General features: G+C 36.9%; 9 protein-coding genes and 1 riboswitch. Of the genes, 4 read left to right on the top strand and 5 right to left on the bottom strand.

Translation table 11 applies throughout. From position 1 onward, the window contains the following. The first annotated feature begins 11 nt into the window (after positions 1 to 11). The 4 genes from C8J95_RS14100 to C8J95_RS14115 all read left to right on the top strand — a co-directional run bounded on the left by C8J95_RS14100 (position 12) and on the right by C8J95_RS14115 (position 3,498). A complete protein-coding gene (locus tag C8J95_RS14100; RefSeq protein WP_107809066.1) occupies positions 12 to 353 on the top strand; it encodes a cupin domain-containing protein in 342 nt (113 codons plus the stop codon). 79 nt (positions 354 to 432) lie between these two features. After that, positions 433 to 500, top strand: a riboswitch (Fluoride riboswitch). Between the two features lie 29 nt (positions 501 to 529). Next, positions 530 to 1,837, top strand: coding sequence for a voltage-gated chloride channel family protein (locus C8J95_RS14105; RefSeq protein ID WP_107809065.1), 1,308 nt, complete (start codon positions 530 to 532; stop codon positions 1,835 to 1,837). A 191-nt stretch (positions 1,838 to 2,028) separates the two neighbouring features. Further along, positions 2,029 to 2,784, top strand: coding sequence for an SDR family oxidoreductase (locus tag C8J95_RS14110; protein WP_107809064.1), 756 nt, complete (start codon positions 2,029 to 2,031; stop codon positions 2,782 to 2,784). Between the two features lie 45 nt (positions 2,785 to 2,829). Further along, positions 2,830 to 3,498: a hypothetical protein gene (locus tag C8J95_RS14115; RefSeq protein WP_255412819.1), complete on the top strand. Its 669-nt coding sequence runs from the start codon at positions 2,830 to 2,832 to the stop codon at positions 3,496 to 3,498. Positions 3,499 to 3,500: 2 nt separating this feature from the next. Here C8J95_RS14115 and C8J95_RS14120 read toward each other — a convergent pair whose 3' ends face one another. From C8J95_RS14120 to C8J95_RS14140, 5 genes are all read right to left on the bottom strand, one after another. Further along, positions 3,501 to 4,079, bottom strand: a complete 579-nt coding sequence (locus C8J95_RS14120; RefSeq protein WP_107809062.1) for a Crp/Fnr family transcriptional regulator — start codon at positions 4,077 to 4,079, stop codon at positions 3,501 to 3,503. A 3-nt stretch (positions 4,080 to 4,082) separates the two neighbouring features. Further along, on the bottom strand, positions 4,083 to 4,643 hold the full coding sequence (locus C8J95_RS14125) for a cysteine hydrolase family protein (protein ID WP_107809061.1): 561 nt from the start codon (positions 4,641 to 4,643) through the stop codon (positions 4,083 to 4,085). Between the two features lie 78 nt (positions 4,644 to 4,721). Then, positions 4,722 to 5,642, bottom strand: coding sequence for a YihY/virulence factor BrkB family protein (locus C8J95_RS14130; protein WP_107809060.1), 921 nt, complete (start codon positions 5,640 to 5,642; stop codon positions 4,722 to 4,724). A gap of 1 nt (position 5,643) precedes the next feature. Next, positions 5,644 to 7,980 (bottom strand): BamA/TamA family outer membrane protein, encoded by a 2,337-nt coding sequence (locus tag C8J95_RS14135; protein WP_107809059.1) that lies wholly within the window; start codon positions 7,978 to 7,980, stop codon positions 5,644 to 5,646. Further along, positions 7,980 to 12,998, bottom strand: coding sequence for a translocation/assembly module TamB (locus C8J95_RS14140; protein WP_107809058.1), 5,019 nt, complete (start codon positions 12,996 to 12,998; stop codon positions 7,980 to 7,982). Before C8J95_RS14140 ends, C8J95_RS14135 begins: the two co-directional genes overlap by 1 nt. Positions 12,999 to 13,189 lie beyond the last annotated feature (191 nt).

The raw sequence follows: 13,189 nt of genomic DNA on the forward strand, positions 1-13,189 counted from the left end.
AATTAAATTGAATGAGCATCAGAGATATCAACAATACGGAACATTATAATTGGGGAGATGCCTGTGACGGATGGCATCTTTTGAAAACAGATTCACTAAGTGTTATTCAGGAAAAAATGCCTGCAGGCACAGAAGAATCCTACCACTATCATACTAAGGCACAACAGCTTTTTTATATTCTGAAAGGAACAGCTACTTTTGAAACCGAAAACGGAATTTTCACTGTCCACGAAAGACAAAGCTTTCATATTGAACCGGAATTAAAGCATCATATTCTGAATAAATCATCTGAAGATTTAGAGTTTTTGGTAATTTCTGAACCTAAGTCTCACGGGGATCGAGTTAATTTATAAAATCTGACGTTGAAACAGCGTTTGCAAAAAGTGAATTAAAATTTGTTGTGGATAAATAAATATCTCTAAATTTGTGTCATATAAAAAAGGAAATGGTGTTCTTCCTTGCCCAACCGCTTCTGAGGAGCTGATGACGCCTGATTAAATTAAATGTCAAACATTTTATCAGGTACATTATGTCAACAAAAAAGGAAAAAACAGCCAGCAGAAAATTCAATTTGTCCTTACAGGTATTTTTCAGACGCTACCCTTCTACCCTTTATATTTTCAGATGGTTATTCATCACCCTGTTTATAGGTACTTTAATAGGATCTGCATCAGCATTCTTTTTACAAACACTGGACTGGACCACTAACTTCAGGGAAAATCATTTATGGTTAATCGCTCTATTGCCAATAGGCGGATTCCTTATAGGATTACTATATTACTATCTGGGTAAAGATATAGAAGCCGGAAACAATCTGCTAATAGACACTATCCATGATCCGAAACAGATTATCCCTTTCCGGATGGCACCATTTGTATATATCGGAACCATTGCCACACACTTCTTTGGAGGTTCTGCCGGCCGTGAAGGTACAGCATTACAAATGGCGGGTGCTATTGCAGACCAGTTCAGCAAACCTTTCAGGCTCAATTCTGGTGAGCGGGCTATTTTAATTATTGCTGCTATAGCTGCCGGATTTGGTTCGGTTTTCGGTACACCTTTAGCTGGTGCTATCTTTGGACTGGAAGTATTTCTAATTGGCAGAATAAGATACAATGCTATTTTTCCTGCATTTTCAGCTGCTATTATTGCAGATCTGGTAACCAAACTATGGCAGACTCATCACACTCATTATCATATCAACATCATTCCTGACGTTTCCTTCCTGAATATTATCTATGCAATTATTGCCGGAATTTTTTTCGGATTATGTGCTTCTGCCTTCAGTAAAGCTATACATTTCGCAGGAAGAATTTTTAAATCTAAAATATCTTATCCACCGTTAAGACCTTTTGTTGGTGGTATTATTGTAGCTTCTGCAGTATGGGCTATAGGAACTACAAAATATATAGGACTGGGAATTCCGACTATTGTAGCTTCTTTCGATCAGCAATTGCCAGCTTATGATTTTGCACTTAAAATGATTTTCACCATTGTGACCTTATCTGCAGGATTCAAAGGTGGAGAAGTAACCCCATTGTTTTTTATTGGTGCTACACTGGGAAATGCATTAAGCTATTTCATTCCGCTTCCGCCCGGACTTTTGGCCGGAATGGGATTCGTAGCAGTATTTGCGGGAGCAACCAACACTCCTATTGCCTGTATGATTATGGCTATTGAACTCTTTGGAAGCGAATGTGGGGTCTATGTCGCTATTGCTTGTGTCGTTGCTTATTTATTATCTGGTAATAACAGCATTTATGGTAAACAGATGATTGGTGAGCCTAAACATTCAAGGTTTATAGGCTATCAGGGGAAAAGGCTAAATGATCTTTAAAGTACGAAGTTGGAAATTAGAAGTTAGTTATTAGAGGTTAGATATAAGACGTCAGGTGTAAAGCTATATATCCATTTTATATACTAAAGTCCAATATTCCTGAATATTACTCATAATTAACTCCGCAAGTTTCGGGTTTTATTTGCCTGTATTAATATCAATCTTTGCAAGATTATTATAAACAAAATATCATGCAGCGATTTAAAAATAAGTTTGCCCTTATTACAGGAGGAACTAACGGAATGGGCTATGCTACTGCACAAAAATTTATTGAGGAAGGTGGATTTACCATCATTACAGGCCGAAGTACTGCTACGGTACATAATGCAGTAAATAGCTTAGGAGAAAGAGCTTTCGGAATCGTATCGGATGCCGGAAATATGAAAGATGTTTTCGCTTTACAGGAAAACGTAAAACAGTATACCAACACCATCGATTTGCTGTTTGTAAATGCTGGTTACGGACAGTTTGCATCTGTTGCACAAGCCGACGAAGCACATTTTGACGAGTTATTCAATATGTTGGTAAAAGGTGTTTTCTTTACAGTCCAACAAATACTTCCACTGATGAAATCAGGTAGTTCTGTTGTTTTAAACACTTCTTTTGTTACTGAGATCGGAACCCCTTATTTCTCCGTTTATTCAGCAGCCAAATCGGCGGTACAATCTTTTATCAAGACCTTTGCTGCTGAGTTTACAGAAAAAGGTATTCGTGTAAATGGTATTAGTCCTGGACATATTAAAACCAATATATTCAGCAATACTGGTCTGAACAAAGAACAGATTGATGAAGCTGTACAAAGTCTTATCCCAACAATTCCCTTTAAGAGACAGGGTGAACCATCTGAAATAGCCAACGCGGTGCTTTTTCTGGCTTCACAGGAAGCTTCTTATATCCACGGAGCAGAATTAGCAGTTGATGCCGGTATCTCTGTAATCAGTTCGTAAAAAGCAGATTCTGGAATAATGTATATTTGTGATCAATAAGTCCAAATGATGAAATATTACTTCTCCGTACTCATATTTACCTTATCACTTTCCATGTATTCTGCACAGCATTTTCAACTGCCTAAAAACTGTACAGTAGTAGAAACGGTGTATGGTGATTTGGATAAAGACGGAAAAGATGAAAAAGTAATTGTTTGCAACCTCAACCAGACAAAGGATCCTAAAAAAAATTATTCCAGAGTTCTTTATATTCTAAAACAAGACAACAGCAACCAATATCAGCTATTCAAAAAGAATACAAATATTTTATGGGGCAGTAAAGAGTGCGGATTCTGTTTCGAAGAAACTTCGGATCCCTTAGTTAGTATCAGCATTAAGAACAACACTCTTATTATTGAACAGGAAACCCATAACAATTCCAGAAGAACTGAGAGTTATAAACAAATATTCAGATACCAGAGTAATAACTGGTATCTGATTGGTTCTAAATACAGATATTGGGACACTTGTGACTTCGATTATACTTATGACATCAATTTCTCTACCCAGAAAATTAATATTACAAAAGATACAGGCAGCTGTGATGATATTGAAGATCCTAAAAAGAATGTAAGCACATTCGAAACCTATACCTATAAATTTCCTAAAGTAACAATGGATAATTATAAACCTACTGAAATTAAATTTAAACCGAAGCTTTATTTTTACTATTAATCCTAAGATACTTTCTTCCGTATTTTACTCAGAAACTCGTGTGATACGCCAAGATAAGCCGCAATTTGATGTTGTGGAATTCGCTGTGCCAGTGTCGGATATTTTTCATTAAAATCCAGATAACGCTGGTCTGCATTCTTTTGGAGCATATTAATCATGCGGCGATGTACTGCGGCTAATGCTTTCTGGTTCATAATTCTGAAAAGCTTTTCAGCTTTGGGTATTTTCTTATACAATTGTTCTTTTTGCTCTCTGTTTGTCACCAATATTACAGCATCCTCCAGAGCCTGGATATTCATGCAGGTTGGCTTACCAGAAACAAAGCTTTCAATATCCAACACCCACCAATCTTCTATAGCAAAATAAAGGATGTGTTCCTTTAGATTTTCATCTTCATAATAAATCTTAAAACAACCTTCCAAAACATATCCTTCATGGGTACAGACTTCTCCTGTGGAAAGAATATTTTCATTCTTCCGTACTTTTTTTAAGGTATAGAAAGAACTTAATCTGATTAATTCTTCTTCAGATAAATCAACATACTTTAAAATATTCTGTTCAAAAGAAGCAAATCTGCTCATACTTTATTTTTCTAAATATTGTTCACAGGTTTTAATATCAGCATACAATCCACCCAATGCATTTAGTCCCGCCAGATAAGATTTGGAAATCTGTTCGGCCGGAATAACTTCGTCATATAATTCACGGTCTCTGGTTGCTACGGCATCACTAATAATTGTGCTGCTAAAACCATAATCCATAGCTGCTCTTACGGTAGCATCTACACAAACATCTGTCATCATTCCGCAAATCACCAAATCAGACACCTGATGCTCTCTAAGATAGATTAATAATTCTGTATCTCTGAAACTATTCGGATAGTTTTTCACCACTACTTTTTCTGTTTCTGAAGGATACACGCTTTCATGTAAATCTACGCCTAAAGTATCAGGTAAAAAGAAATCAGCCCCTTCTTGTAACGCAATATGCTTGATGTGAATTACCAGTAGATTATTCTCTCTGAAATATGCTAATACCTTTCTTGTCTTCTCCCCTGCCTCAACAGCGCTAACGAGTTCCATCGCTCCTCCGGGAAAATAATCGTTCTGAATGTCTATTAACAATAGTGCTTCTTTCTTTTTCATGTCTTTAATTTATTTAATAAGACAAAAGTAGAACAGATAAAAAAGAACAGAGGTTGAACAAGTTCAAGAAATTCGATATTAATCTTCTGGTTTCAGGCTTTCGGCATACAGTTTTGCCTGACTCCATTTGGCGTGCTTGGAAGGAATAATTTTATAACCTTTTTTATAAGCATATACTTTGGTGAACTTTGCACCGAAGAAAATAAGCATACAGGTATAATTGATCCACATCATAATCAGAATAACCGTTCCGGCTGTTCCGAATGCTGATGTGGGTTTTACTTTTCCGAAATAAAGGCTTAATAAAAATTTCCCCAGCGTAAAGAGGATGGTCGTTAGTAACGCTCCTTTCCATACCGGCTTCCAGCTTACCTGTACATCGGGAAGAACTTTAAACATCAGAGCAAACAAAAGCATTACAAGCCCGAAACCAATTGCAAAGTTTACCAACTCTACCAACATATAGGTCTCGAAGCCAAAATACTGAGTAATCCAGTTATTAAATAAACTGATCAATGAAGATAAGATCATGGTAATCATGAGCAAAAATCCAAGTATAAGAATCATTCCCAGTGAATTGGCTCTGTCCAGAAGAAATTTCAGCAAAGCTTTTTTAGGTGCAGATTGGATATCCCAAAGTGTATTTAGAGAATGCTGCAGCTGGAAAAATAAAGTTGTAGAACCAAATACCAACGCGCCTACACCGACAACTTTCATGAAAATATTCTGCTTATCTATGAGTGCTCCTGCTATCAAACTTTCTACGCTTTTGGCCACATCATTTCCCATAAATCCACTGATCTGTTCACTTATCTCTCCACGAATAGCCTCTTCACCGAGAAAATTTCCGGCAATCCAGATAATAATGATCAAAAGACCAGGAATAGAGAATATTGCATAATACGCCAGGCTCGCAGAATCTTTCATCGCGGAAGAATCATTCCACTCTGTAAAGGTATCCCTCAGGACTTCCCAAAAAAACTTTATGTGTTTGAACATTTTAAAACGGATATCCGATTGCTATATTGAATACAAGATTATCTTTCCGCCATTGGCTGTCTCCGAAATTAATCCTGTCGAAAGTCCATCTATTTCCTTTTTCATTGTAAGGAACTCTCAGTGGCATCGCAAGATCCAGTCTGAGTACCAGAATAGAAAAGTCCAGTCTGAGACCAACACCTGCGCCCACTGCTATTTCGCTTAAAAAATCTTTTGAAAATTTCCCACCCGGTAAATCCGGATTACTGTTCACCAGCCAAACATTCCCGGCATCTACAAAAGCTGCCACATTAATAAATTTATACAGATTTGCTCTATATTCTGCATTCATCTCGAGTTTAATATCTCCAGACTGATCGAAGAAGAACTGACCATTAGGATTATTCCTTCTCGGATCAAAGCTACCCGGCCCAAGGGCACGCGCACGGAAAGCACGAATACTGTTACTTCCGCCCACAAAAAACTGACGGGAGAATGGTACTGTCACCGAGTTTCCGTATGGATAAGCTATCCCGGCAATGAATCTGGATGCAAATGAACTTTTCTCTCCGAATTTGTGATAAAACCTGAAATCGTTTTCTACTTTTATATACTGACTAAAAGGTATTCCGAAAATTTTCTTTTCTTTTCCTGCCTTAGCATTTGCTCCGGAAAACAAGCCTGTAAGAGTACCTGCCAAATCTATCGTACCACGGTAATAGATTGTATTGGTCTTTGGCTGCATGGTATTGGTGTAGGTATAAGTATAAGTCGGTCCAAAAACCAATTGCCTTTCAATAGCTCTTCTCAACTCGGGATTTGCCACTGTTAATGAATCATATGTTGCCGTAACATTTGTCGGCGAAACATAGGTTGCATCAAAAACTTTTAACTCATGTTCTTTTCTGGCATTTTCTTTCCAGCTATAACCAAAAGAGGCATTAAAATTATTGAGTGTATAATATTGTCTGCGGTTTTGGAACTCATACCCAAGGGTAATGTTGGTTCTTGGTACAAACTCACTGGAAGAATTGAAACGGAAAGGCGCTACAATACGCGGAATAGAAAGCTGGGTATTCACCCCGGCACGGAACATATTCTTCGCACCATCACCTCCACCCATCTGGATATCAAAGGCTCCATATACTGCTGCTTTAAACTGCTCAGCACCTCGGAAAATATTCCGGTGTGTCCAATTCAGATTCAACTCGCTACCTCCGTAATTGGCCGAGTTGGTACGTCCCAATGCTTCTAAACGCAAAGATTGCATTTGCCTTGGTGTCAGCAGATAATAAGCATCAAACTTATTTTTCAATGAATCAGAAACAACAAATTCATTTTTTACAAATTTGAATATTCCCAGATTGATTAAACGGTTTAGAGACAGGTTATGATTGGTTCTATTATACAAATCACCTTTTTCAAAATACAAAGCCCTGTCAAAAACTTTAGGTTTAAATTTATGCTGAGGATCGATTACATATATGTTCTTATACGCATAAGGAGCCAGCGAGTCTTCACCCATAGGGATCTTATACAGTCCTTTTCTTACATCCTGAAGGTTATAATTGGGGAAAACCACAACTTTATCTATGCTAAACTGCTCTTTCGATAACTTCGGAGTATCGTCCTTTAGTTTTACATTCAGCTCTACCTGATGATTTTTGCTTACCGTAGTATCTGCCTGAACAATAATATTATCCGGGTGGAAATAATAGAAACCTTTTTCCTTCAGTCGGTTATCAATACGCTCTCTTTCTGCTTTTATAACATCCAGATCAAATGGGTTTCCGGACTTTAGAAATGTACGTTTTGTTGTATTCTGAATTTCTTTGTTGATAAGACTGGAATCTTTCTGAAATTTCACCTGACTAATTAGGTATCTTTCTCCCGGTTTTACCGTATAGACAACCTGTGCCTTTTTGCTTTTAACAATAATGCTGTCTGTGGCTTTTACATTGAAATAACCTTTATTTTCGGAATAGTTTTCAATTATATCTTTATTAAATTCCCGGTCTACATCCCCAAGTAACACAGGCTTCTGCCCTAGTTTATACTTCATCCAGTAGCGGAATCCTTTATCTGCTTTAGGTTCTTTGGTAATGTTATAGAAAAATAATTTGGGACGCATTCCCAATATAGAAGGATTGGGTTTAGGAGTAAGATTGCTTTCTAGCACTGTCAGCAACTCTTTCTTATCATTTTTCGAAATTGTTTTGCTATCAATCTTTACGCTACCCTTCGTATAAAGGTTCTGTCCTTCCCTAAGGTAACCTGTACCACTACATGAAAGCAGAGATAGGGCCAGACCCGAAATAAGCCAGTATTTATAATAAATATGGAATTTATTCTTTTTCATTATTTAAATTCTACGACTTGGTTTTTCTTATCTCTTACTTTTTTGTTTTTCTCTTTCTTGGATTTCTGAAAAATCTCACGGAATTTATCATAATCCAGCGTGATAATAAATCCAACTCCGGTTTCTACAATTTGTCCCTGTAAAGCTACCTGGTAGTCATTTTTACGATAAGCACGCAACATGTATCTTCCGTCTCTGGACAAGCTGTAATCTACTGTTACATCGCCTGCAATATTGGTCATATTCTCGTTTTGGCGAGCTTGCCCTTCCAGTCCGAAGTTACTTCCTACTGTCACTTTCAGACGGTCATTTAGCAACTTCTTGCTGATGTCTACATTCAGGTCGGTTCTTGTATTTTTATTTCCGGTAGAATAATCATCTGTTGATTCCAGACCGAAATTTAAATCAACTCCTTTTATCAGATCAGAGGCAAGATTATTCAGCTGCTGAGAAAGAATTTTACTCACACTCTGTCTGGCCATTGTCTCTGCCGAAAGTCCGGCACTGCTTTGGAAAGGATTTTCTCCGATAAAGCGGTTCAATAGTAATAACGCAAAAACCTGCTTATTCATTTCCGGTTCCTGTTGTCTCAGCTGTGCCAGTTTTGCATCTACCAGTTGTTTGACATTTGTAGCAACGGAATTGTTGTTTTCATCTGTTGTAATATCAAAAGACAATATAGGTTTCAGAAGTTCACCCTTCATCTTTAATAACGCATTAAATGGCATTCTTTGTTTAAAGAGATTGGTTTCTCCCTGATTAATCTGCTGCTCAACAAGGTCAATTGGTGCTGTTTCTGTTTTATAAACAGCTGTAAGATCCATAATAGCTGCCGTTGGCTCTCCGGTCCAGGTTATTGTACTTCCTCTTTGGATATCGAATTTACGCTTCAGCATACTTACAGAAAGTTCATAAGCTCCTTTCTCTACTTCATATACTCCCACCAGAGTTGTTTTTCCGGATGGATCAATACCACCTGTGAGTTGGGCTTCTCCCTGAAGTTTTACAAAGTCTCCATTAGCTTTATCAATTACAATGGACATTTTCGCTTCTTTATTCACTTCGATATTCACGCTTACGTCCATTCCCTTAATCCGGCTTTGGGCATTCAGAGAATCTGTTTTTATTGTTTTATTCAGTACCACCTGATCCTGATCCACGAATTCTACAATTCCGTCTCTTTCCTGTAATGCAGGTGATGACTGTGGCAGTACAAATGTAAAGTCTGTATTTTCGGCAACAGCCAATCTTCCTTCAACCTTCGGTAAATCCAGATTTCCACGGATGCGTAATCCGGCATCAATTGCCAGAATTCCGTACATCATAGCATCATTGGTCTTTTCGGAGTTTACGACTTTAAAATCTTTTGCATTCACATTCAGGTTGAACGCAAAATCTCTGTAAGTTTGGGTAAGTACCTGTCCGTTTACAGTCAGAGCATTCCCGTCCTTGTCTTTAATTTTGAAACGATTAAATTCTATTCCTCTGTTAGTAAAATCAATTTCATCGTCTATATTTCTGAAATCACTTCCTGTTTTTGCAATTTCCAATCCTACTTTATTGAATTTTACTTTTCCTAAAATATTCGGTTTATCTGCACTTCCGGTCAGCTTAAGATTTCCGGACAAATAGCCTTCGGTATGATGAATCGCATTCATGGAAAATCCTTGGACGGTCTTCATTTGAAGTTGGTTAATTGCCATATTCAGATCGAATGTGCCTGCTGAAATATTATAATCTCCCAGCACTTTGACATCGTTATCGTTTCCGGAAAGTACAACATCGGCGTTCAGAATATTAGCTGAATTATTTTTCACTTTCACCGCTACATTTCCGACCGGACTTCCATATACCATAAGATCGGAAATATTAAGATCCGAAGTAAAGGTCATTTTTTTCGTCAGATCGCGCAGCTGTGCTGTCCCGTTAATTGTACCTTTGGCCAGAAGAGAATCTTTCTTTATTACTTCTGTAATGGTTTCAATTTTAAAATCCTTTAGCGAAACATTTAAAGGGCTATTGGGAGAGTTGTTTTCTGACTGTAGTAAAATCTCACTTCCTGAATTTGAAAGCCTGAAATTATCTGCTAAAATTCCTTTATTACTGATTTGGATTTTATTATTCTCAGCTACTGTCCAGTCATCATAGTTCAGCTTTAAACCATTTGGATTAAGCGATATTTCTGTAATATCATTTAGGGATTTTGCTTTACCAGCAATCAGGAATTGTGTTTTGTCCTTTCCGTCTTTTGTGGTGATATTATAATTGATTGTATTATTGGCAACATCACCGTTAACATTGATTTTATTCAGAGCCAGACTCGAGCTTTTCAATGTCGCTATACCCAGATTATATTGTAATGCCTGATTCTCGTTAGTAATTTTAAGTGCCGCATTCTGGATACTGTTTTCTCCATATTGCAGTTGTGGGATTCTTCCGTCCATTTCTATTTTCTGAGAGTCGGCATCATAATTACCATTCAGCGTAATTGTTTCAAAATCTTTCAGATCCGGAACAAACTTACGGATCAGATTATCATTTTTAATTTTCGCATTGAAAGTAAAGTGCTGTCCGGGCTGAATTTTCTGACCTTTGGTTGGCTTCTGAAACTGATAATATTGGTTGAGTGTCTGCTGCAGAGCACCAAAGATTTGTGTTAGCTTATATTTTCCGGTAAGCTTTACATCTGCAATTTGCGAATTGAGGTCAAGTTCGTTGGAATCACCTGAAGATGTTGCTTTGAAATTAATTTCCTGTATTGGGAAAATTTCTTTTGTGTCTGAAATCGCAAAGTTCTGAAGATTCAGAGAGCCATTTAATTCATCCGGATTAAGGTTGCTAAAATCACCATCCAATTTTCCTGCAATAATCATAGGTTTTTCATAGAACCCAAGTTTATTCAGATCCAGCTTGGTAATAGCTCCATTTACTTTTACAGTAGGATTCTTCTCATTATAAACACCGGAAGCCGCCAATTTCATGTTGGCATTTGGATCTTTGGAATCTAAAACAACATTGTAAGCACCATGATTTATTTTTCCGGTAAGATCCATATCACGGTAATGATAAGCCTTATAAACAGCCGAATTCACATAGCCTTTTACATCTGCCTTCGCTGTCTTGGGGTCAAAACCTTCACCATTAGCTGCAATTCGCGCCGTAATTGCTCCGACATCTTTATTCTGAATAATTTTACCGATTTGCAGATTATGAATTTCGGCCTTTACATCATATAATTCATGATTTTTACGACGTATATCTACCTGTGCAATTACCTCAGCATTTCCGAGTGTAGAAGTAAGGCTGAGATTGGTATTTACATTCTTCGTAGTACCTTTTGCTATACCTTTCACGCTAAAAAATGATGGTAAGGAGATATTTGAAGGAATTGTATTTTTAGGAACCAGATTAAAAATAGTTTTATCAGACGAAGAAAGTTCTCCAATCTTCAGATCATAATACAACTGATCCGGCTTCATGGCATTTTTTATCCGGCCTGAAGCTGCAATTTTTAACTGATCTATCCCCGAAAGCTTAAAATTCTGAATAACCAGATCGTTAACACTTCCCTTTGCATTAGCATTTACTAACAATACTGCATTTGGGTATTTATTGAACGGAACTGTATTCCTAAGTGTCGGAACCAAATTCAGAATGTCTGCAAAACCAACTTTAGAATTACGGATCGTTGCCGATACCTTTATCGCTCCGGGATTGGCTGTTAATTGCTCTACAGAATCATAACCCAAAATCACCTCATCTCTCAGAACTGTTTTTGGTGTTTGCAGGTACAGGTTTTTAAGATACGCTTCTTTCGCACCATATGTAAAATTGGTAGTTAGACGCTGAATGTCCAGTCCTCTGCTTTCTTTGATCTCAGCAGACTTCACAGTTCCTGCAAATTCATTATTCTCCATTCTAAAGCTGCGGACATCTACATTCATTCTGGAAAAATTCAGATGATTGTAATCCATGCCTTGTTTACTTGGAGCAACAGCTGTATTGTTATAAACAAGCTTTACATCATCAAAGTTCAGATTACCCAGCAATACTTTCATTGCTTTTTCTTTACCTGAAATAGCAGGACTCTCCTTTTCTTTTTTAGAATCTGTTTTTTTTGTCGGAAGATAAAGGTCTGCACGGATGTCGGCCCCAGAAAGTAAAACCTTATCTATATTGTAAACATTCTTTTCCAGATCAAGCTGATTGACTTTGGTACTTAGTTCTTTAAACAGAACTTTTGCAAAAGTTTTGGTATTCTCATCACCATAGTCGATATTGAAATTGGTTAGTTTAATTCCCTGAAGACCAATTTTCATTGGTTGTTGCTTGTTTAGTGAGTCTACTTTTTTCGCTACCTTTTCAGAAACCTCTGCAACTAAGTCTTGTTTCAATTTCAGCTTTAAACCATCCAGATTAATATCGTTTACAACATAATCATTTTTCTGTAAATCAAAAGTTTTCACACGGGTATCAAAAGACTTAAAGTACAGTTTAATATCATTCTTAGACTGCTGATCTTTGAATGTAACCCCAATATCTTTAAGATTTATCTTATTGAGTGAGATAATAAATGGCTTCGAGGAACTTTCTTCCTTATCGCTGGATGCAAAAGCATTGATTATATAATCGAAATTGAACTTTCCTTCAGGATTACGCACCACATTAGCCTGAACCCCTTCTAAATCAACAGATGTAATATCTGCTGTAGACTTCATGAGCTTTAACATATTTAATCCCACATCCAGTTTCTTGACTGCCAGAAGTGTATCCACATCCTGACCTTTCAGATAAAGATTCTGTATTTGCAGACTATTCGGAAATGCTACATAAACTTTTTCAAGACTTACTTTTGTTTTAATTTTCTTTTCCAAATAAACAATAAGCCTGTCTTTAATAAAGTTCTGAACAACCGGAAGTCTTAAACTGAATATCAGTAAACTGAGAAAAACCACTATTGAAATAATGGTTATAACAATACGTTTTAAAAGTTTCTTTTTGTTTATTTTCAGCTTCAAACGCGCTTGTGTTTATACAAATATACTAAACCTATATTTGTTAGACGAACTTAGCACCCTTAGTTACCAATTAAATCACAAATAATTAACTTTTTCATAAATTAAGCCTTATCAAGGTTTGAAATTTTGACAAGGCTTTTCTCTTCTCTGATGTCAAAATAACAAAACCCTCATTTCTGAGGGTTTTCATT

The sequence above is a fragment of the Elizabethkingia sp. YR214 genome (assembly GCF_003058195.1).
In the GTDB taxonomy this organism is placed as follows: Bacteria; Bacteroidota; Bacteroidia; order Flavobacteriales; family Weeksellaceae; genus Elizabethkingia.